Below are 21,229 nucleotides of genomic sequence, written 5' to 3'. Positions count from 1 at the left end.
CTCCCGTCGTCCTGGCGGATTTTCCAGTTTAAGCACACGGTTGTGCGATCCCGGGCCGCGCCTTCGTGCCTTGCCTCTGTACCTACTGGTATGTACAGTCCTGATCATGGACACCTCGGAACGCCTTATCGAGAGCACCCGCGCCCTGCTCTGGGAGCGCGGCTACGTGGGCACCAGCCCCAAGGCCATCCAGCAGCGGGCCGGGGCCGGGCAGGGCAGCATGTACCACCATTTCTCGGGCAAGCCCGACCTCGCCCTCACCGCCATCCGCAGGACGGCCGAGGAGATGCGCGCCAAGGCCGAGGCGCAGTTCTCCGGCCCCGGAACGGTCCTGGAGCGGATCTCCGCGTACCTGCTGCGCGAGCGCGAGGTGCTCAAGGGCTGCCCGGTCGGCCGGCTCACCCAGGACCCGGACGTCGTCGCCGACCCGGAGCTCCGGCGGCCGGTGGACGAGACCCTCGCCTGGCTCCGCGACCGGCTCGCCGGACTCCTCGCGGAGGGACGCGACAGCGGCGAGCTGGACGCGGCCCTCGACCCCGCCGCGACGGCGTCCACGGTCGTCGCCGTGCTCCAGGGCGGCTACGTCCTGGCCCGCGCCGCCGACTCCGACGAACCGTTCCGCCAGGCGGTCCTGGGCGTGCTCGGGCTGCTCCGGGGGTACGCCCGGTGAGCGCGGAGGAACCGGTCCTGCCCCCGCCCGCCGCGAGCGCCCGAGCCGCCGCGCCCTGGGTCACCGGGGACGTGTGGGTGGACGAACTCGCGTCCCCCGCCGCGCCCTCCCGCCTCCGCGTGGACAGCGTCCACTTCGCCCCCGGCGCCCGCACCGCCTGGCACCGCCACCCGCTGGGCCAGCTCCTCCACGTCACCGCCGGCACCGGCCGGGTGCAGTGCGCCGGGGGCCCGGTGCGGACGATCCGCGCCGGCGACACCGTCCGCATCGGCGCCGGCGAATGGCACTGGCACGGCGCGGGACCCGACACCGCCATGACCCACCTCGCCGTCCAGGAAGTGGCCGAGGACGGGACGGCCGCCGAGTTGGGCGAGCCCGTGGACGATGCGACGTATGCGACGTATGCAACGTACGCCATGCATGCGGCGTTCGCGGCGGAACCGTCCTGCCCCTGAACCTCCTTCGAGCAGAAAGAACGAACCCGTGTACGCGATGCAGTACGAGATCACCCTCCCCGCCGACTACGACATGGGGATCATCCGGGACCGTGTGGCCACCCGCGGCCACGCCCTCGACGACCGCGCGGGCCTCGGCCTCAAGGCGTACCTGATCCGCGAACGCGGCCGTGCCGGCTCGCCCGTCAACCAGTACGCGCCCTTCTACCTCTGGCGGGACAACGGCGCGATGGCGCAGTTCCTCGTCGGAGGCGGCGGCTTCCAGGGCATCATCGCCGACTTCGGCCGGCCCGCCGTCCACCACTGGACGGGCGTCGCCTGCCACGCCGGTCCCGCGCGCGGCGCCACGCCCCGCGCCGCGTCCCGTCGCGTCACGCCGCTGCCCGTCGCCGAGGATCCGGGCGCCCTGGCCTCGGTCGTGGCCGAGGAGGCCGACCGGCTCGCCGAGACCGCCGGGCGCGACGGCGTCCACACGGCGGCGCTGGCCGTCGACCCGCGGCACTGGGCGCTGATGCGGTTCGTGCTCTGGGAGCACGAGGTGCCGGAGGGAGACGACGCGACGGAGCGGTACGAGGTGGGGCACCTGTCCGCGCCCCATCTGGACGACGTGTCCGTCGGCCGGCACTGGTGACGTGCGGCGCTCCGACGCTCCGGCGTTCCGGCGCTCCGGCGTTCCGGCGGGAATGCGGGCGCCGGGGCCCGGCGCTGCACCGGTCATGCGCATGGGAGACATGGTGCGCCGCACCGGCGTCAGCGAACGCCTGCTGCGGTACTACGAGGACCAGGGACTGCTGACGCCCGCGCGGCTGCCGAGTGGGTACCGCGTGTACGGCGAGGACGATGTCGTCGTCGTGCGGCGGATTCGCGGGTTGCTCGCGGCCGGGCTTTCCACCGCCGTGATCGCTCGGGTGCTGCCTTGCCTGGAGGGTGACGGGTCTCGGCTGGTGCCCGTCTGCCCGGATCTCGTCGCCGAGTTGCGGGGGGAGCGGTCGCGGATCACGTCCGCCATCGAGGAGCTGGAGGCCGCTCGGGGGGTGCTGGACGCGGTGATCGCGGCTGGGCCGCGGGGGTAGGTGCCCCAGCCCCGCCCCTTCGCCGTTTCCTGGGGGCACGGCCCCCAGACCCCCGAAAGCGGCTTCGCCGCTTGTCCTCAAACGCCGGACGGGCTAATACCACGACCCCAGCGCCCTCGGCAGCTCCCCTATCTCCTGCAAATCCTCCTCCGTCAACCGCAGTTCCGCCGCCCCCGCGTTCTCCACCGCCCACCGCGCCTTCTTCGTCCCCGGCACCGGTATCACGTGCCGCCCCTGCGCCAGCACCCACGCCAGGGCCACCTGTGCCGTCGTCGCGCCGTGGCGGTCGGCGACGCGGCGGAGGCCGGCGACTATGGGCTGGTTGGCGGCCATCATCTCGGCGGTGAAGCGGGGGTGGCGGGCCCGGAGGTCCTCCGGTTCGAAGCCCTGGCCGGGGGTGAGGGTGCCGCTGAGGAAGCCGTTGCCCAGGGGCATGGCGGCGAGGAGGCCCACGCCGCGCGAGGCGCACCACGGGGCGAGGGCGTCGAGGGCCTCGCGGGACCAGACGGAGAGTTCGGCCTGGACGACGCTGACGGGGAAGACCTGCTGGACGCGCTCCAACTGCCGGATCGTTCCGTCGTAGAGGCCGCCGGTGAAACGCCGGCGGGTGCGCGCGCCGATGGCGCACCACCCCAGGGCGCGTACCTTGCCGGCGGCTACGAGGTCCGCCATCGCGCCCCAGGTCTCCTCGACGGGTACCTCGGGGTCGGGGCGGTGCAGCTGGTAGAGGTCTATGACGTCGGTCTGGAGCCGGCGCAGCGAGGCGTCGCAGGCGCGTTTCACGTAGCCGGGGCGGCCGTTGGCGACGATGTGCTGTTCGCCGACGAGGAGTCCGCACTTGGTCGAGACAAACGCCTCGGAGCGTCGCTCGCGCAACACCCGTCCCACGAGTAGCTCGTTGGTGAACGGGCCGTACATGTCGGCCGTGTCGAGCAGGCTGGCACCGGCGTCCAGGGCGGCGTGGACGGTGCGGAGGGCGGTCTCGCCGCTCTGCTGGGAGGCGGTGTAGGCCCAGTGCATGGGCATGCAGCCGAGGCCGATCGCCCCCACTTCGAGCGCCGTCGCACCGATTGTCCTGCGCTCCACCGGCCGTATCCCTCCCGTTCCCTCCTGATCGGCGCGCGTCCAACTTAACCTTTGGCGCCCGTCCGGCCGTCAGCGGGCCGCCGGGCGTCATCACATAACCTCCGGGCATGAGCGCAGATCACAGCGGTGAGCAGGTGCCCGACGCCCGGCCTCTGGCCTGGCTGCCGTTCCGGCCCGAGGAGGTCGAGGGGCTGCCCGACGGGCTGGAGTACGCCTACTGGGACGGCGCCGGCGACTACCCGACCGATCCGGCCCGGGTCGCCTTCTACGGTGTCCCCTACGAGATCGGCGGCGCGCTGGCGCCCGCCGAGGTGTGCCTCCGGCCGCTGCCCCTGATGCGCGGCGTCCGGGTCGTCCAGGCCCTCACGGCCGGTGTCGACCACCTCAAGTCCGCGCTGCCGCTGCTGCCCGCCGGCGCGGTGCTGTGCAACGCGCGCGGGCTGCACGACGCCAGCACCGCCGAACTGGCCCTCACCCTGACGCTGGCCGCGCTCAGGGACGTCCCCGGTTTCGTCCGGGCGCAGGACGCGGGGGAGTGGCGGCAGGGCTTCCGCCCGGCGCTCGCCGACAAGTCCGTCCTCATTGTGGGTTACGGCTCGATCGGACGTGCCATCGAGGACCGGCTTGCCCCGTTCGAGTGTGCCTGGGTCGCACGCGTCGCGCGCTCGCCGCGGCACGCGGAGCGCGGTCCCGTGCACCCGGTCACCGCCCTGCCCGAGCTCCTCCCGGACGCCGACGTGGTGATCGTGGCGACCCCGCTCACCGACGAGACCCGGGGCCTCTTCGACGCCGGCCGGCTGGCCCGGATGAAGGACGGGGCGCTGCTCGTCAACGTGGCGCGGGGGGCCGTCGTGGACACGGAGGCGCTGGTCGCCGAGCTGACGAGCGGGCGGCTGCGCGCCGCGCTGGACGTCACCGACCCCGAGCCGCTGCCCCCGGGGCACCCGCTCTGGAGCGCCCCCAACACGCTGATCACCCCGCACGTGGGCGGCCCCTCGTCGGCCTTCCGGCCCCGCGCCGAGGCGCTGCTCCGCGGCCAACTGGCCGGATTCGTCCTGGACGAGCCTCTGCGAAACGTCGTAGCCACTGCCATCTGACGCCACGTACAGACACCGTCTGGCTGCACTGCGTATCCATAATCCCGTAGCTAGTTACGCTATGTATATGAGCTATGTCCGTGAGTGACCAGTCTGGTGTATCGTCCGGACCGGGGGCTGCGCCGGGCACCGTACGGGCGCAGCGAAGTACCGCACTCAAGGGGGGCGACGGGCGATGCACGGCCAATGGACGATCTACCCGACGCGGCTCACGCACCAGCGGACCAGGCCGTCGGCACGGCCGCGGTCCGCACACCCGAGGGCGGCCGGGCGGCGCCCGGTCCGCCGCGGGACGGCGGAGCGGTGACCGCGCAGGGAGCCGCCCTGCCCCGGCACGCCGCCCCCGCCGGGGGGCCGGGCGGACGGCCGGCCGGGGCCTCGGGCGTGGTGTCGCAGCTGCTGCTCGCCCTCGTCTGCGGCGGGTACGCCACGGGGGCGGCGTTCGGCTGGGGTTCCCCCGATCTCGCCAAGACCATGGGCGACTTCGGGCTCAGCGGGGCGGCGGTCCTGGCCGCCGTCTCCTGCTTCTGGTACGCGCGCACCCGTACCACCCGCCTCCGCCCCGCGTGGCTGCTCTTCGCGGTCTCCTCGGGCATGGCGGGCTTCGGGAACGCGGTCTGGGGCTGGTACGAGGTCGTGCTGGGGGAGCATGTCCCCACCACCTCGCCCGCCGACTTCGCGTTCCTCCTCTTCGCGCCGCCCGCCATCATCGGCCTGCTGGTGCTGGCCCGCCGCCCGGTCACCCGGGCCGGCTGGGTCTGCCTGGCGCTCGACTCCTGGCTGATCGGCGGCTCGCTGCTGACGCTCTCCTGGAGCCTGGCCCTCGCCCACACCGCGCACTTCGCCGACAAGACGGTGGCGCACGCCGCGCTCTCCCTGGCGTACCCGCTGCTGGACATCGTGCTGGTCTCCATGGTGCTGGCGCTGCACTTCCGGCGCTCCTCCGCCAACCGGTCCGCCGTCAACACCGCGATCGCCGCGCTCGCCCTGACGGTGCTGTGCGACGCCCTGTTCACCTCGCCGCTGCTGCGGGAGAACTACCGCTCCGGGCAGATCCTCGACGCCGGCTGGTTCGCGGGCTACATGCTGATGGCGTACGCGCCCTGGGTGACCCGGGAGCACGGCAGGGCGTCCGGCGCGGCGAGCCGCCCGGCCCAGACCCAGCCGTCGTCGGGCCGGCCCATCGCCGGCTCCCTCGCCGCCCTCACGCCGTACCTCGCGGCCGCCGTCTGCACCCTGGGCATCCTCTACAACGTCCTGGACGGCCACCACGTCGACCGCGTCGTGCTCTTCACCGGCTGCACGGTCGTCCTGGCGCTCGTCGTCCGGCAGGGCATCATGCTGCTCGACAACATCTCCCTCACCCAGGAACTGGCGCAGAAGGAGAACCACTTCCGCTCCCTGGTGCAGGGTTCCAGCGACGTCATCATGATCGCCGCGCCGACCGGCATACTGCGCTACGTCAGCCCCGCCGCCGCCGGCGTCTACGGGCGCGAGGCGGAGGACCTGGTCGGTTCCGAGCTCGCCTCCCTCATCCACCCCGAGGACCTCGGCCGGGTCGTCCACGAGGTGCGCCGCTTCCTCGCGGCGCCGCCCGCCGACGAGCCGACCACCCGGATCGAGTGCCGCTTCCGCTCCGGTGACGGCGACTGGCTGAACGTCGAGTCCACCGTCAAGCGCCACCACGGCGGCCTCATCTTCAACAGCCGTGACGTGACGGAACGGGTGCGCCTCCAGGCCCAGTTGCAGCACACCGCCGAGCACGACCCGCTCACCGACCTGCCCAACCGCTCGCTGTTCACCAAGCGCGTCCAGCAGGCCCTGGCCGGCCGCAGAGTGACCGACTCGGGCACGGCCGTGCTCTTCATCGACCTCGACGGCTTCAAGGCCGTCAACGACACCGTCGGCCACCAGGCCGGGGACGAGCTGCTCGTCCAGGCCGCCCGCCGGCTCCAGGAGTCCGTCCGCGCCGGGGACAGCACCGCCCGGTTCGGCGGAGACGAGTTCGCCGCGCTGATCATCGGCGACGGCACCCGCGACCCGGCCGCCCGCGAGTACCGCATCCTCGAGGTCGCCGACCGGCTGCGGCTCACCCTCTCCCAGCCCTACGTGGTGGAGGGCGGCACCGAGGTCCGGGTGGCCGCCAGCATCGGCGTCGCCTTCGCCGAGCCCGGCATCACCCCCGGCACCCTGATGCGCAACGCCGACCTGGCCATGTACCGGGCCAAGCAGGCCGGCAAGGGCCGCGTCGAGCTCTACGCGCCCACCATGCAGGCCGAGGTCGTCCGCCGCGCCGAGCTGGCCACCCGGTGGCGCACCGCCCTGCACGACGGCGAGTTCGCGCTGCTCCATCAGCCCGTGGTGGAGCTGGCCGGCGGGCGGGTCACCGCCGTCGCCGCCCAGGCCCGCTGGCGCTCCCCGCAGGGCATCCTGTTCCCGCCGGAGGAGTTCCTGCGCGGCGCGGGCGCCGGCGCGGACCGCGCGGACGAGAGCGGCCGCAGCGCCGAACTCGGCCGCTGGACCCTGGAGAAGGCCCTCGAACAGGCCGAGCGCCGGCGCGTCGCGGGCCACACCGTGCCGGTCTACGTCCGGCTGTCCGCCGCCCGCCTGGTCGACCGGGCGCTGCCGGCCAAGCACGTCGAGTCCCTGCTCCTCCGGCACGGCATGCCCGCCGGCGGGCTGGTGCTGGAGCTGACGGGCGTCGACTCCCGCGTCCCGCTGGACGAGCTGGAGCGGCGGCTCGCCTCCCTGCGCAGGTTCGGGGTGCGGATCGCCCTCGACGGCTTCGGCAGCGGCCAGGCCGCGATGAGCGCCCTGCGACGGCTGCCCGTCGACGTGCTCCGGCTCGACCGGGAGCTCGTCGACGGCGTGGCCGGATCCGCGCGGCTGCGCAAGATCACGGCAGGGCTGCTGAAGATCGCCGGCGACCTCGGGACGCAGTCCGTGGCCGAGGGCGTGGACGACCCCGAACAGGCCCGCGTCCTGCGCGCCATGGGCTGCACCCACGCCCAGGGCCTGGCGTTCTCCGGGCCGCTCGACGAGCACCGGCTGCGCCAGGCGCTCGGCCGCGGCCGCTACCCGGTCCCCGGCGCGCCGCCGGCCGGCGACGGCGGCCCCGCCCCGGGCGGGCCGGTGCCGTCGCCGGCGAACAGGCTGCCGGGCGGCGGGAAACGGGTGCTCCTCGGCGGGCCCGTGCCCGTCAACGTGGTGTTGCCGTCCGCGTTCCGGGCCGGGGGCGCGGGGGCCCTGGCCCATGCTCCATTGCGCTCAAATAGTGAGACGCCCGTCCCACCCACTTGACACCTCGCCCGTGACAGGGAGAGGGTCGGTCCCATGCGCACCCGAATTCTCGTACTTGGACAGCGCGTCGGCTGAAGCAGGCCGCGGTTCCCCGCCTGCTGACCACACCGACGCGCTCCCCTCGCTTGCCTTACGGCACGAGGGGTTTTTTGTTGCACCGATACCTCCACCGAGACTCCACCGCCCGACGGGACCGCGACGAAGCGGTTCCCCAGCAGCAGCTCGCAGCGGCCCGACCGGGGCCCGCGGCAGCTCCTAGCCGTCCGAAGCAGTCCGAAGCAGCCGAAGCAGTCCGAAGCAGCCGAAGCGTCCGAAGCCGTCGACGCATCCGAAGCAGCCGATGCGATCGCGTCAATCCCTCGAAGCGTCCGTCCCAGCAGTACGAATCTCCGAGAAGAGAAGGTCGATGTCCGAGCAGGCCACCGGAGTCCCCCATCCGCAGCCGCGCACCCGAGGCGGCGCGGCCCAGCAGCAGCCCGCCATCGTCGAGCCCGGCGTCACGGGCGCGCAGTCGCTCATCCGCTCGCTGGAGGAGGTGGGCGCCGACACCGTGTTCGGCATCCCCGGCGGCGCGATCCTCCCGGCCTACGACCCGATGATGGACTCCTCGAAGGTGCGGCACATCCTCGTCCGCCACGAGCAGGGAGCCGGCCACGCCGCCACCGGGTACGCGCAGGCCACCGGCCGGGTGGGCGTCTGCATGGCGACGTCGGGACCGGGCGCCACCAACCTGGTCACCCCCATCGCCGACGCCCACATGGACTCCGTCCCGCTGGTGGCCATCACCGGCCAGGTCTCGTCCAAGTCGATCGGCACGGACGCCTTCCAGGAGGCGGACATCTGCGGCATCACCATGCCGATCACCAAACACAACTGGCTGGTCACCGACCCCGCCGAGATCCCGCGGACCATCGCCGAGGCGTTCCACGTCGCCTCCACCGGCCGCCCCGGCCCGGTCCTGGTCGACATCGCCAAGGACGCCCTCCAGGCGCGCACCACCTTCGTCTGGCCGCCCCACACCGACCTGCCCGGCTACCGGCCCGTCACCAAGCCGCACGCCAAACAGATCCGCGAGGCCGCCAAGCTGATCACCCAGGCCAAGCGGCCGGTGCTCTACGTCGGCGGCGGGGTGCTCAAGGCACGGGCCACCGCCGAGCTCAAGGTCTTCGCCGAGCTCACCGGCGCCCCCGTGACCACCACCCTGATGGCGCTCGGCGCGTTCCCCGACAGCCACCCGCAGCACGTCGGCATGCCCGGCATGCACGGCTCGGTCGCCGCCGTCACCGCCCTGCAGAAGGCCGACCTGATCGTGGCGCTGGGCGCCCGCTTCGACGACCGCGTCACCGGGCGGCTGGATTCCTTCGCCCCGCACGCCAAGATCGTCCACGCGGACATCGACCCCGCCGAGATCGGCAAGAACCGCGCCGCGGACGTCCCCATCGTCGGCGACGCCCGCGAGGTCCTGGCCGACCTGATCGTCGCCGTCCAGGCCGAGCACTCCGCCGGGCACGTCGGCGACCACGCCGCCTGGTGGACGGACATCGACCGGTGGCGCGCCACGTACCCGCTGGGCTACGACCGCCCCGAGGACGGCAGTCTCTCCCCGCAGCAGGTCATCCAGCGCGTCGGACAGCTCGCCCCCGCGGACACCATCTACACCGCGGGTGTCGGCCAGCACCAGATGTGGGCCGCCCACTTCATCACCTACGAGCAGCCCGCCACCTGGCTCAACTCCGGTGGCGCGGGCACCATGGGCTACGCCGTTCCGGCCGCCATGGGCGCCAAGGTCGGCATGCCCGACCGCACGGTGTGGGCGATCGACGGGGACGGCTGCTTCCAGATGACCAATCAGGAACTGGTCACCTGCGCCCTCAACAACGTCCCGATCAAGGTCGCCGTCATCAACAACGGCTCCCTCGGCATGGTCCGCCAGTGGCAGGCCCTGTTCTACAACGAGCGCTACTCCAACACCGTCCTGCACTCCGGCCCCGAGGCCGACGGCAAGCAGCCCTGCTCCGGCACCCGCGTCCCGGACTTCGTCAAGCTCGCCGAGGCCATGGGCTGCGTCGGCCTGCGCTGCGAGGACCCGGCCGACCTGGACGCCGTCATCGAACGGGCCAACGCCATCAACGACCGGCCGGTGGTCGTGGACTTCATCGTCCACCAGGACGCCATGGTCTGGCCGATGGTCGAGGCCGGCACCTCCAACGACCGGATCCTCGCCGCCCGCGGGGTCCGCCCCGACTTCGGCGACGTCGTCGACGACTGACACCAGGAGAGAGAACACCGATCATGACCAAGCACACGCTCTCCGTCCTGGTGGAGAACACCCCCGGCATCCTGGCCCGGATCGCCGCCCTGTTCTCCCGCCGCGGGTTCAACATCGACTCGCTCGCCGTCGGCGTCACCGAGCACCCGGACATCTCCCGCATCACGATCGTCGTCAACGTCGAGTCGCTGCCGCTGGAGCAGGTCACCAAGCAGCTCAACAAGCTCGTCAACGTGCTGAAGATCGTCGAGCTGGAGGACGGCACGGCCGTGCAGCGGCAGCTCGTCCTGGTGAAGGTCCGCGCCGACAACGAGACCCGCTCCCAGATCACCGAGATCGTCCAGCTGTTCCGCGCCAAGACGGTGGACGTCTCCCCGGAGGCCGTCACCGTCGAGGCCACCGGCGGCAGCGACAAGCTCAACGCCATGCTCAAGATGCTGGAACCGTTCGGCGTCAAGGAGCTGGTGCAGTCCGGCACCATCGCCATCGGCCGCGGCGCCCGCTCGATCACCGACCGCAGCCTGCGCGCCCTGGACCGCTCGGCCTGACCCCTCTTGCCGGCGGTCCCGGATACCGGGACCCGGCGACATTCCCCCTTCCCGCCGTCATACGGTGGGACGCAACACCTCGCATTCAAGGAGAAACCACACGTGGCTGCCGAGCTGTTCTACGACAACGACGCCGACCTGTCCATCATCCAGCGCCGCAAGGTCGCGGTCCTCGGCTACGGCAGCCAGGGCCACGCCCACGCGCTGTCGCTGCGTGACTCGGGCGTCGACGTCCGCGTGGGTCTGCACGAGGGCTCCAAGTCCCGGCAGAAGGCCGAGGAGCAGGGCCTCCGCGTGGTCACCCCGGCCGAGGCGGCGGCCGAGGCCGACGTCATCATGATCCTCGTCCCGGACCCGGTCCAGGCCGAGGTCTACGAGGAGTCCGTCAAGGACAACCTCAAGGACGGCGACGCGCTGTTCTTCGGCCACGGCTTCAACATCCGCTTCGGCTTCATCAAGCCCCCGGCCGGCGTCGACGTCTGCATGGTCGCCCCCAAGGGCCCCGGCCACCTGGTGCGCCGTCAGTACGAGGAGGGCCGCGGCGTCCCGTGCATCGCGGCCGTCGAGCAGGACGCCTCCGGCAAGGCCTTCGAGCTCGCCCTCTCCTACGCCAAGGCCATCGGCGGCACCCGCGCCGGCGTCATCAAGACCACCTTCACCGAGGAGACCGAGACCGACCTCTTCGGCGAGCAGGCCGTGCTCTGCGGCGGCGCCTCCGCCCTGGTCAAGGCGGGCTTCGAGACCCTGGTCGAGGCCGGCTACCAGCCGGAGATCGCGTACTTCGAGTGCCTCCACGAGCTGAAGCTGATCGTGGACCTGATGTACGAGGGCGGCCTGGAGAAGATGCGCTGGTCCGTCTCCGAGACGGCCGAGTGGGGCGACTACGTCACCGGCCCGCGCATCGTCACCGACGAGACCCGCGCCGAGATGAAGAAGGTCCTCGGCGAGATCCAGGACGGCACCTTCGCCGAGAACTGGATGAAGGAGTACAAGTCCGGCCTGCCGAAGTACAACGAGTACAAGAAGGCGGACGAGGACCACTTGCTCGCCACCACGGGCCAGAAGCTGCGCAAGCTGATGAGCTGGGTCGACGACGAGGCGTGAGCCCTGAGGGCTCCCTGAGGGATCCCTCAGGGAGCCCCGGTTCCGGTGGGGCCGCCGCCGTGCGGCTCCACCGGACCCTTCCCGGTGATCCTTGCGAATCGGAGCAGAACGCCCGCCCGTCCGCCGATACACTTCACCGCAACAAAGCGCGTCAGGCTCACAGCGTCGTGCGTCTCCAACGCGGCTGCGCCCCTTCACCGCCTGCGGCCGTCGGGACGGCCGTCATTCCCCCGTGCCCCCCACGGCACGGCCCGGGAAACCCATGGACCAGTGAGGACTGAGGACCCCGTGAGCACTGCTTCGACCCGCAAACCCGTCGTACTCATCGCCGAGGAACTCTCGCCCGCCACCGTCGACGCGCTCGGCCCGGATTTCGAGATCCGGCACTGTGACGGCGCCGACCGAGCCGACCTGCTGGCCGCCATCGTGGACGTCGACGCCGTCCTCGTACGCTCCGCCACGAAGATCGACGCCGAGGCCGTGTCCGCCGCCAAGCGGCTGCGGGTCGTCGCCCGCGCCGGCGTCGGCCTGGACAACGTCGACGTCTCCGCCGCCACCAAGGCCGGCGTGATGGTCGTCAACGCCCCCACCTCCAACATCGTCACCGCCGCCGAGCTCGCCTGTGGCCTGCTCATCGCCACCGCCCGCAACATCCCGCAGGCCAACGCGGCCCTGAAGAACGGCGAGTGGAAGCGGTCCAAGTACACCGGCGTCGAGCTGTCCGAGAAGACGCTCGGCGTGGTCGGCCTGGGCCGTATCGGCGTGCTCGTCGCCCAGCGGATGGCCGCCTTCGGCATGAAGGTCACCGCCTACGACCCCTACGTCCAGCCCGCCCGCGCCGCCCAGATGGGCGTCCGCCTCTGCACGCTCGACGAGCTGCTGGAGACGGCCGACTTCATCACCGTCCACCTGCCCAAGACGCCCGAGACGCTCGGCCTGATCGGCGACGAGGCGCTGCGCAAGGTCAAGCCGTCGGTGCGGATCGTCAACGCCGCGCGCGGCGGCATCGTGGACGAGGCCGCGCTCGCCGCGGCCCTGAAGGAGGGCCGGGTCGCCGGCGCGGGACTGGACGTCTACGCGTCCGAGCCGTGCACCGACTCGCCCCTCTTCGAGTTCGACAGCGTCGTGGCCACCCCGCACCTGGGCGCCTCCACCGGCGAGGCGCAGGAGAAGGCGGGCATCTCCGTCGCCAAGTCCGTGCGGCTGGCCCTCGCGGGCGAACTGGTGCCGGACGCGGTCAACGTCCAGGGCGGCGTCATCGCCGAGGACGTCAAGCCCGCGCTGCCGCTGGCCGAGAAGCTGGGCCGCATCTTCACCGCCCTGGCCGGCGAGGTCGCCGTCCGCCTCGACGTCGAGGTCTACGGCGAGCTCACCCAGCACGACGTCAAGGTCCTCGAACTCTCGGCCCTCAAGGGCGTGTTCGAGGACATCGTCGACGAGACCGTCTCCTACGTGAACGCCCCCCTCTTCGCCCAGGAGCGCGGCGTCGAGGTCCGCCTCACGACCGGCTCCGAGTCCCCCGAGCACCGCAACGTCGTCACCGTCCGCGGCACCCTCTCCGGCGGCGACGAGGTCTCCATCTCCGGCACCCTCGCCGGCCCCAAGCACCTCCAGAAGATCGTCGCCGTCGGCGACAAGGACATCGACCTCGCCCTCGCCGACCACATGGCCTTCCTCCGCTACGTCGACCGCCCCGGCGTCGTCGGCACCATCGGCCGCATCCTCGGCGAGGCGGGCATCAACATCGCCGGCATGCAGGTGTCGCGGGCGACGGAGGGCGGCGAGGCGCTGGTCGCCCTGACGGTCGACGAGTCGATCCCGCTGCCGGTGCTCGCCGAGATCGCGGACGAGATCGGCGCGGCGTCGGCGCGGGCGGTGAACCTGGCGGACTGACGTCCGCTGGGGGTGTTGCGCCAGGCTGAGAGTGCCCGCTCAGGCACGATCCAGCCCGTCCGGCGTTTGAGGACGAGCGGCGAAGCCGCGATCAGCGGGGTCTGGGGCGGAGCCCCAGGAAACGGCGAAGGGGCGGGGCTGGGGCATACCCCCGACCCCGCCCCCACCCCGGCTCACCGCCCGACGGCGACCGGCGCCTCCGCCGGTCCCTCGGCCGGAGCGGCCGGCGCCGGCCGCCCTCGCAGGAGGCGGACCGAGACCGCCGCTCCGACGAGGAGCACCACAGCCGCCCCCGCCGCGGCCACGTGCATCCCGTGCACGAACCCCTCCCGGGCAACCGAGAGCACAGCCTCCCCGGCCCGCCCGGGCAGCCGCCCGGCGACCGCCGCCGCACCGGTCAGCGTCTCGCGGACGGTGGCGAGTTCGCTCTGCGGCAGGGTGAGGCCGTCGGCCACGTCCCGCCGGTAGACGGCCATCCCGATGCTGCCGAACACCGCCATACCCAGCGCCCCGCCGAACTCCTGCCCCGTCTCCAGCAGAGCGGCGGCCGAGCCCGCCTTCTCGGGCGGCGTCGCACCGAGAGCCAGGTCCGAGACGAGCGCCGCGACGATGACGATGCCGCAGGCGATGACCGCGCAGGAGATCAGGGTGAGGACCAGGGAGGAGGTGCCGGTGCCGAGGAGGAGGGCGAAGCCGGCCGCGGCGATGACGAAACCGGTGGCGATCACGTAGGCCCGGTCCACGCGCTGGGCCGCGACGGTGGCCAGCGGTGCGGCCGCGCCGACGGCGACGGACGGGAGGGTGCCCCAGAGCGCCGCCTCCAGGGGGCCCTTGCCCAGGACCGACTGGAGGTACTGGGTGGTGAAGTACGAGGAGCCCATCATGGCGAACATCGCGAGGGAGTTGAGGCCGATGCCCGCCCCGAAGGCGCGGTCGCGGAACAGCTCACGGCTGATCATCGCGGCCCCGCCGCGCTGCCGCCGGACGAACGCCACGCCGAGCAGCAGGCCGGCGAGCACGCAGAGCAGCCGGGTGACGTCGAAGCCGTCGGCCGCCATCTCCTTGACGCCGTAGATCGTGGGCAGCACGGCGCCCATCGACAGCACCACGCTCGGCAGGTCGAAGCGGCCGGGCCGCGGGTCCTTGAACTCCGGGACCAGGAACGGCGCGCAGATCAGCAGCAGCACCATCGCGGGCACGTTCAGCAGGAAGACCGAGCCCCACCAGAAGTGCTTGAGCATCACCCCGCCGAGCACCGAGCCCAGCGCGATGCCGCCCGCCATGGCCGCCGACCAGATGCCGACCGCCTTGGCCCGCTGCGCGTCGTCGCGGAACATGTTGCGCACCAGCCCCATCGTGCTCGGCATCAGCGTCGCACCGCCGATGCCCAGGACGAACCGCGCCGCGATCAGCATCTCGGCGCTCTGCGCGTACGCCGCGGCCACCGATGCCGTGCCGAAGGCGGCGGCGCCCAGCAGCAGGAGCTTGCGGCGGCCGATCCGGTCGCCCAGCGAACCCATCGTCATCAGCAGCCCGGCCAGGGCGAACGCGTAGCTGTCGAAGATCCAGAGCTGCTGGGTGCTGCTCGCGCCCAGGTCCCGGGTGATGGCCGGGACGGCGAAGAAGAGGACGGAGGTGTCCATCGAGACCAGGAGGAGGGGCAGCAGGAGGACGGTGAACGCCGTCCACTCCCTGCGCCCGGCGCGGGTGCTGGGGTTCGTCATGAGCAGGACTATACGCACGTCTTAAACGCCTGTCTATGACGGCCGTTTAATACGTGCGTATCAAACGTCCGTATGAGACGGGCGTCCATGACGTGCGTATGGACGGCGGTTAGGCTTCCGGCATGGGACATCGCGAAGACCTCCTGGACGGCGCCAAGCGCTGCCTGCTCGACAAGGGCTGGGCGCGCACGACCGCGCGTGACATCGTGGCCGCCTCCGGCGCCAACCTGGCCTCGATCGGCTACCACTACGGCTCGAAGGACGCGCTGATGATGGCCGCGTTCATCCAGCTGACGGAGGAGTGGGGGGAGCGGGCGGGCCGCGCGCTGGCCGCCGGCGCGACTCCCGACGCCTCGCACGACGAACGGATGGCGGCCTGCTGGGACTCGCTGCTGGAGGGCTTCTCGGCGGACCAGGCGTTCTGGGCCGCCCAGTTCGAGATGATCGGCCAGCTGCCGAAGCGTCCCGAGCTGCGTGAGCAGTTCGCCGCCGTGCTGCCGAGCGGCCGCGAGGGCATCGTGGCGATCCTCGAGGGCGTCGACGACGACCAGGTGCCCGCCGTCGCGTCCCGAACCGTGGGATCGGTCGTCCACGCCCTGTTCATCGGGCTCTGGGTGCAGTGGCTCATCGACCCGGCGGCCGCGCCGCGCGGCAAGGACATCGTCGAAGGCGTGCGGCGCATCGCCGAGGGGCGGGTGCTCGACCCGGGGGAGGCGTAGCCGTACGCGGCGTGCGGCCGTACGCGAGGTGTGGCCGTACGCGGGGGAGGCGACCGGATAGCGGTCCCGTGTGGCCGGATTCCGGTCACGCCCCATGGACGGGTACGGAACCCTCCGGTCTAATGGTTGCCCAAGGATACCAGTCTGCTCGCCGGAGGTCACCGATGACCGAAATCGCGCAACCCCCGCTGTCCGCCACCCCCTTCGCCCCGGCCACCCCAGCCGCCCCGTTAACGCCGCCGGAAACCGCCGCCCAACCCTGGCCGCAGGACCGGGTCTGCCCGTACCATCCGCCCGCCGGCCACCCCTCGGCCCCCGAAGACCGGCCGCTCACCCGCGTCACCCTCTTCGACGGCCGGGAGGTCTGGTTCGTCACCGGCCACGCCGAGGTCCGCGCCCTGCTCGGCGACCGCCGCCTCTCCGCCGACCGGCAGCATCCGGACTTCCCGGTCACCATGCCGCGCCTCGCCGAACAGGCCATCCGGCCCATCCCCCTCCTCGGCACCGACGACCCCCTGCACAACCGCCAGCGCCGGACGCTCATCCCGGGCTTCGGCCTCCAGCGGATCAACGCCCTGCGCCCCGCGATCCAGCAGGTCGTGGACGAGCTCCTCGACCGCATGCTGGCGGCCGGCCCGGAGGCCGACCTCGTCACCGCGTACGCGCTCCCCGTCCCGTCGACGGTGATCTGCTCCCTGCTCGACGTCCCCTACGCCGACCACGAGTTCTTCGAGAGCCGCTCCCGGCGGCTGCTGGTGGCGGAGACCGCGGCGGAGGCCCGCGAGGCCCGCGAGGAGCTGCGGGCGTACTTCCGGCGGCTGCTCGACCGCAAACGCGAGACACCGGGCGACGGCCTGCTCGACACCCTCCTCGCGGACCCCGCCGGCACCATGGACCGCGAGGAACTCGTCTCCATGGCGCTGCTGCTGCTCATCGCGGGCCACGAGACCACGTCCAACATGATCTCCCTCGGCACCTACACCCTGCTCCGCCACCCGGAGCAACTGGCCGCCCTGCGCGCCGATCCCGCGCTGATGCGCGGCGCGGTCGAGGAGCTGCTGCGCTACCTCTCGATCGCCGACTCGCTGGTCCGGGTCGCCGTGGCGGACGTCGAGGTGGCGGGCGAGACGATCCGGACGGGCGAGGGCGTCCTGCTCGCCACTCCCGAGGCCAACCGGGACCCGGCCTCCTACGCCGACCCCGACACCCTCGACGTCCACCGCTCCGCGCGCCATCATGTGGCGTTCGGGTACGGGATCCACCAGTGCCTGGGGCAGAACCTGGCCCGCGCGGAGCTCGAAATCGCCTTCTCGTCCCTGTTCGCCCGTATCCCCACGCTGCGGCTGGCCGTTGCCCCCGATGAGGTGTCCGTCAAACCCGGCGGCACCGTGCAAGGACTGTTCGCCCTCCCGGTCACCTGGTGACCGCAGAACGGAGTACCCCATGCGCGTCAGCATCGATTCGGACCTGTGCATCGGCTCGGGTCAGTGCGCCCTCACCGCCCCCGGTGTCTTCGACACGGACGACGACGGCTTCGGCGCCGTCCGGCCGGGAAGCGAGGGCGGCGCGGACCCGATGGTGAAGGAGGCGGTGCGGGCCTGTCCGGTCCAGGCGATCACCCTCGACGAGGGCTGAGGGCCCTGTTCCGCCTCCCTGAGGGACCGGGGTCCGGGCGGGTGCCCGGACCCCGGCCGGGGCTCACACGCCCGGCGGCACGACCTCCTGCGGACGGGCCGGCGGGACGAAGAGCGCGCTCTTCTTCGCGGACGGGTTGAGGTCCTTGTGGACGACCCGCGCGACCGCCTCGATCGCCTTGGCGCCGCTCGCGTCGCTGTACGTGCCGTAGGTCAGCACCGACATGGTGTAGGTGCGGCCGCCGCCGTCGAAGGCGCCGATGCTGTGCACGTACCAGCGGTTGTCGTTGGTGCGGTGCATCCAGCCGTTCTTGACGTGGATCTTCGTGCCCTTGGGGGCGCCGGCCGGGGTGCCCCAGCGCTGACCGGAGACGACCTTGTTCATCAGGTCGAGGGCGTAGGAGCGGTCCTTGTCGCGGATCAGCTTGTTCCGCTGGGTGAACAGGGCGAGCATCTTCTGCTCGTCGTTGGCGGTGATCTGGCTGATGCCCCAGGCGTGGCCGGTCTCCGGGACGGTCCGCTTCATGCCCGCGGCCTTGACGAACGCCTTGACCTTGGAGCTGCCGAGCCGCTCCCACAAGCGAGTGGTGGAGGGGTTGTCGGAGATGGTGATCATCCCCTTGGCCTGTTGCTTCTCCCACGCGGTCAACTGCCGCCCGTGGGTGTTCGCGTCCCACAGCAGCGTCCCGAGGATCGTCGCCTTGATGACGCTGGCCGAGTCGAAACGGGCGTCCCCGTTGTACGAGCAGGTGGTCTTGGTCGCCGGGTCCTGCAGGGCGACGGCGGACCGGCTGGGCATCTTCTTCAGGGCCGCGGTGATGTCCTTGGTGAGCTTGGCCGCGAGCCCGGCCTTGCCCGAGGTGCAGACGACCTTGGGCCCCGCCGCGGCGGCGGGGCCCGCGGTGGCGAGCGGCGCGGCGGCGGCGAGCGCCGCCACGGCGACCGACGCGGCGAGCGCGCGTCGGGGTATGCGGTGCTGAGTCATGGGATTCCCCCCCTGTGCTGGGTGGTGACATGGCGAGGCGTCACCACCGTGAACTCATGTCCCATGACTCACTACAGAATCGAACGGTTGCGCGGTTTTCTGTGGGGAGTGCCACCCTGAATCCGTCATCTCCCCCCGCCCGGCTCAGGACCGCGGCGGCATGACCTCCTGCGGGTGCGCCGGCGGAGCGATGAGCTGGGCGTTCTTCACGGCCGGGTTGACGTCGCGGTGGACGGCGCGGGCGACGGCCTGGATGGCGTCGATGCCGCCCTGCCAGGTGCGGTTGCCGTGGGTCAGCACGGAGAGGGTGTACGTCCGGCCGCCGCCGGTGAAGGCGCCGATGCTGTGGACGCGCCAGAGGCCGTCCCGGTCGCGCTGCAGCCAGCCGTTCTTGACGTGCACCTTGGTGCCCTTGGGGGCGCCGGCCGGGGTGCCCCAGCGCTGCGAGGGGATCACCTTGTTCATCAGGTCGAGGGCGTAGGCCCGGGACTTGTCGGTGATCAGCTTGTTGCGCGTGGTGAGGAGGGAGAGGAGGCGCTGCTCGTCCCGCGCGGTGATCTGGGTGGTGCCCCAGGTCTGGTTGGGGAGCGTGCGCTTCATGCCGGCGGCCTTGACGAACGCCGTGATCTTCGCCGTGGTGAGCCGGTTCCGGAGCTCCGTCGTGGAGTCGTTGTCCGACTCGGTGATCATCTTGTGGGCGAGCGCCTTCTCCTTCGACGTCAGCGAGCGCTTCGCCTTGTCCGCGTCCCACAGCAGGGTGCCGAGGACGATCGGCTTGAAGATGCTCGCCGAGTCGAACTGCCGGTCCGCGTCGTAGGTGCAGCTCGTCTTCGTCGCCGGGTCGTCGAAGGCGATGCCGGTGTGGCCGGCCCGCCCGCGCAGGGCCGCGGTGATGTCCTTGGTGAGCTTGGCGGCGAGGCCGGCCTTGGCCGAGGTGCAGACGACCTTCGGGCCCGCCGCGGCGGCCGGCTCAGCCACGACGAGTGGTGCGGCGACGGCCGCGGCGGCGACGGCGGCGGTGAGCGTGGTGCGCGAGAGGCGACGGGCTCTCGTGGGGCCTGAGGCGTCGGCTATCGGGTGTGCGGTCATGGCAGGTTCCCCCCTGGGGCGGGCCGCGGCGGGCCGCGCGCGGTGGCGGCGCACCCCCGGACCCGCCATCGAATCGAATGGCCGGACGATTCTCGCTCATGCTTCCCCCTGCTTGGACGGGTGGTCTGCCGTCCAAGTCGCCCAGCCGCCCGGAACGTTTCCCTCCGGGCCTCCGCGAGGAGGAGTCACGCCTCCCGCGCGAAGCGCGCCTGATCGGCGAGGAACCCGCCCGCGTACAGCCGGCGCGGCGCGAACAGCGCGGTCAGGGTCAGCCGGGCCGCCGACCTTTCGACGGCGTGCGGGACGAGGGAGTGGGTCGCGTCCGGGTAGCGGGCGACGCTCAGGGCGCCCGGCGGGAGGAGCCGGCGGTACGCGGCCTCCGTCTCGCCGCCGTGGCCCGCGCCTGCCGCGCCGAACTCGACGCGGACCCCCGGCCGTCGGACACCGCGCGGCTCACCCTGGCCGTCGAACTGGCGGCCGAGTTCTCCCAGGCCATGCCCCCCCCGATCCGCTGCTGCCGCCCGAACTCCTGCCCCACCCCCTGGCCGGGCGCCGAGGCCCGCCGCCTGACGGCCGCCTGCTGGGACCGGCTCCGCACCACCTCACCGCTCCGCCTCTTCCGGCTGTACGGGGAGGTGTTCGCGGAAGGCGCCCGGGACGGCTGAGGGAGCCGGACCCCCACTACAGTCCCCGCATGACCGCCACCCCGCAGGACGAACTCCTCGTCGACCTCATCAACCGCACCGAGATGGAAGGCGCCGGCCCGCGCATCACGGTCGTCGCCGGCGGCGTGGTGCTCGCGGGCCGCCTCGCGGCCCACCGGCACTGGGCCGCCCACATCGCCGGCCGGCTGAACGACGCGGGCCTGCCCGAGGAGCGCTTCGCCGAGGACTTCGCCCGGGAGGCGGCCGAACCCCCGGGCTACCCGCCGGAGTTCGTCCACCTCCACGGCTGCCACCTGATCGCCGGCTCCAGCAGCCTGCCCGCCCGGCTGGGCGAGTTCTTCCGCATACCGCTGACCGCGGTGAGCGCGTGGAGCGTCTGCTGAACCGGGGGTCACCGCGGCCCCGCAGGAACCCTGAAGGGGGGTGCTCCCTCTGGGGGAGGGCAAGCCCTCTGGGAAAGGGCAAGTGCGCCCCCAAGACCTCCAAGACCTCCACCCCTCACCCCAGCCGCGCCGCCTTCAGTGTCATGTGCAGCAGCAGCCGGTCCTCGCCGTTGTCCAGGTCCAGGCCGGTGAGCTGTTCCACCCGGGACAGGCGGTAGTAGAGCGTCTGCCGGTGGATGCCGAGGGCCGCGGCCGCGCGGCCGGCTTGGCCGGCGCAGTCGAGGTAGACCTCCGTCGTGCGGGCCAGCTCGGCGTGGGAGTGGGCCAGGAGCGGGCGGACGGCGTGGTCCGGCTCCCGGTCGGCGGGGAGGCCGGTCAGGACGCGGTACGGGCCGATGGCCGCCCACTCGGCGAGCGGGCCGAGCCGCCGTTCGGCCGCCGCCGCGCGGGCGGCGGCGAGGGCCTCCGCCCAGGCGTCGGTCAGCTCCGTGAGGCCCTTGCGCGGTGTGCCCAGCCCGGCCGCGGCCAGGCCGGG

The 21,229-nt window shown here is 72.5% G+C and carries 20 protein-coding genes; 15 read left to right on the top strand and 5 right to left on the bottom strand.

Translation table 11 applies throughout. The features are described 5' to 3' along the window. Positions 1 to 106 precede the first annotated feature (106 nt). The 4 genes from JNW98_RS15605 to JNW98_RS15590 all read left to right on the top strand — a co-directional run bounded on the left by JNW98_RS15605 (position 107) and on the right by JNW98_RS15590 (position 2,198). Positions 107 to 670, top strand: a complete 564-nt coding sequence (locus JNW98_RS15605) for a TetR/AcrR family transcriptional regulator (RefSeq protein WP_223768819.1) — start codon at positions 107 to 109, stop codon at positions 668 to 670. 17 nt (positions 671 to 687) lie between these two features. Beyond that, positions 688 to 1,125 (top strand): (R)-mandelonitrile lyase, encoded by a 438-nt coding sequence (locus JNW98_RS15600; protein WP_223768863.1) that lies wholly within the window; start codon positions 688 to 690, stop codon positions 1,123 to 1,125. A 28-nt stretch (positions 1,126 to 1,153) separates the two neighbouring features. Next, the gene (locus JNW98_RS15595; RefSeq protein WP_223768818.1) at positions 1,154 to 1,756 is read left to right on the top strand and encodes a DUF4865 family protein; all 603 of its coding nucleotides are present in this window, start codon (positions 1,154 to 1,156) and stop codon (positions 1,754 to 1,756) included. A gap of 85 nt (positions 1,757 to 1,841) precedes the next feature. Beyond that, complete coding sequence (locus JNW98_RS15590; protein WP_223768817.1) at positions 1,842 to 2,198, top strand: MerR family transcriptional regulator; 357 nt, start codon at positions 1,842 to 1,844, stop codon at positions 2,196 to 2,198. A gap of 93 nt (positions 2,199 to 2,291) precedes the next feature. Here the strand turns inward: JNW98_RS15590 and JNW98_RS15585 are convergent, their stop codons facing one another. After that, positions 2,292 to 3,284, bottom strand: coding sequence for an aldo/keto reductase (locus tag JNW98_RS15585; protein ID WP_223768816.1), 993 nt, complete (start codon positions 3,282 to 3,284; stop codon positions 2,292 to 2,294). A gap of 107 nt (positions 3,285 to 3,391) precedes the next feature. Between JNW98_RS15585 and JNW98_RS15580 the strand changes: the two genes are divergently transcribed. The 6 genes from JNW98_RS15580 (at position 3,392) to serA (ending at position 13,495) form a co-directional block, all read left to right on the top strand. Beyond that, a complete protein-coding gene (locus JNW98_RS15580) occupies positions 3,392 to 4,381 on the top strand; it encodes a 2-hydroxyacid dehydrogenase (RefSeq protein WP_223768815.1) in 990 nt (329 codons plus the stop codon). 303 nt (positions 4,382 to 4,684) lie between these two features. Further along, entirely contained in the window at positions 4,685 to 7,681 is a 2,997-nt protein-coding gene (locus tag JNW98_RS15575; RefSeq protein WP_223768862.1) for a putative bifunctional diguanylate cyclase/phosphodiesterase, read from the top strand. 406 nt (positions 7,682 to 8,087) lie between these two features. Then, a complete protein-coding gene (locus JNW98_RS15570) occupies positions 8,088 to 9,950 on the top strand; it encodes an acetolactate synthase large subunit (protein WP_223768814.1) in 1,863 nt (620 codons plus the stop codon). Positions 9,951 to 9,973: 23 nt separating this feature from the next. Further along, the gene (gene ilvN, locus JNW98_RS15565) at positions 9,974 to 10,498 is read left to right on the top strand and encodes an acetolactate synthase small subunit (RefSeq protein ID WP_223768813.1); all 525 of its coding nucleotides are present in this window, start codon (positions 9,974 to 9,976) and stop codon (positions 10,496 to 10,498) included. Between the two features lie 102 nt (positions 10,499 to 10,600). Continuing rightward, complete coding sequence (gene ilvC, locus JNW98_RS15560) at positions 10,601 to 11,602, top strand: ketol-acid reductoisomerase (protein ID WP_223768812.1); 1,002 nt, start codon at positions 10,601 to 10,603, stop codon at positions 11,600 to 11,602. Between the two features lie 288 nt (positions 11,603 to 11,890). Continuing rightward, positions 11,891 to 13,495, top strand: coding sequence for a phosphoglycerate dehydrogenase (serA, locus tag JNW98_RS15555; RefSeq protein ID WP_223768811.1), 1,605 nt, complete (start codon positions 11,891 to 11,893; stop codon positions 13,493 to 13,495). Positions 13,496 to 13,668: 173 nt separating this feature from the next. Here the strand turns inward: serA and JNW98_RS15550 are convergent, their stop codons facing one another. Then, positions 13,669 to 15,219 (bottom strand): MFS transporter, encoded by a 1,551-nt coding sequence (locus JNW98_RS15550; protein WP_223768810.1) that lies wholly within the window; start codon positions 15,217 to 15,219, stop codon positions 13,669 to 13,671. Positions 15,220 to 15,341: 122 nt separating this feature from the next. On the opposite strand from JNW98_RS15550, the gene JNW98_RS15545 reads away from it, so the two are divergent. The 3 genes from JNW98_RS15545 to JNW98_RS15535 all read left to right on the top strand — a co-directional run bounded on the left by JNW98_RS15545 (position 15,342) and on the right by JNW98_RS15535 (position 17,573). Beyond that, entirely contained in the window at positions 15,342 to 15,938 is a 597-nt protein-coding gene (locus JNW98_RS15545; RefSeq protein WP_223768809.1) for a TetR/AcrR family transcriptional regulator, read from the top strand. 164 nt (positions 15,939 to 16,102) lie between these two features. Beyond that, entirely contained in the window at positions 16,103 to 17,362 is a 1,260-nt protein-coding gene (locus tag JNW98_RS15540) for a cytochrome P450 (RefSeq protein WP_223768808.1), read from the top strand. A 19-nt stretch (positions 17,363 to 17,381) separates the two neighbouring features. Continuing rightward, entirely contained in the window at positions 17,382 to 17,573 is a 192-nt protein-coding gene (locus tag JNW98_RS15535; RefSeq protein ID WP_223768807.1) for a ferredoxin, read from the top strand. Between the two features lie 63 nt (positions 17,574 to 17,636). On the opposite strand, the gene JNW98_RS15530 is transcribed toward JNW98_RS15535, so the two are convergent. Continuing rightward, complete coding sequence (locus tag JNW98_RS15530) at positions 17,637 to 18,557, bottom strand: serine hydrolase (RefSeq protein ID WP_223768806.1); 921 nt, start codon at positions 18,555 to 18,557, stop codon at positions 17,637 to 17,639. A gap of 144 nt (positions 18,558 to 18,701) precedes the next feature. Continuing rightward, entirely contained in the window at positions 18,702 to 19,646 is a 945-nt protein-coding gene (locus JNW98_RS15525) for a serine hydrolase (protein ID WP_223768805.1), read from the bottom strand. 98 nt (positions 19,647 to 19,744) lie between these two features. Between JNW98_RS15525 and JNW98_RS15520 the strand changes: the two genes are divergently transcribed. Both JNW98_RS15520 and JNW98_RS15515 read left to right on the top strand, forming a co-directional pair. Then, positions 19,745 to 20,311, top strand: coding sequence for a hypothetical protein (locus JNW98_RS15520; RefSeq protein WP_223768804.1), 567 nt, complete (start codon positions 19,745 to 19,747; stop codon positions 20,309 to 20,311). 29 nt (positions 20,312 to 20,340) lie between these two features. Beyond that, positions 20,341 to 20,694: a GvpU-like protein gene (locus tag JNW98_RS15515; RefSeq protein WP_223768803.1), complete on the top strand. Its 354-nt coding sequence runs from the start codon at positions 20,341 to 20,343 to the stop codon at positions 20,692 to 20,694. Positions 20,695 to 20,809: 115 nt separating this feature from the next. On the opposite strand, the gene JNW98_RS15510 is transcribed toward JNW98_RS15515, so the two are convergent. After that, positions 20,810 to 21,229, bottom strand: a 420-nt coding sequence (locus JNW98_RS15510) for a helix-turn-helix domain-containing protein (RefSeq protein ID WP_223768802.1), incomplete at its 5' end; no start/stop codon positions are given.

Source organism: Streptomyces huiliensis, from assembly GCF_020037025.1.
In the GTDB taxonomy this organism is placed as follows: domain Bacteria; phylum Actinomycetota; class Actinomycetes; order Streptomycetales; family Streptomycetaceae; genus Streptomyces; species Streptomyces huiliensis.
The sequence above is the reverse complement of the archived record's forward strand: the minus strand, read 5'-3'. Positions and strand labels throughout refer to the sequence as shown.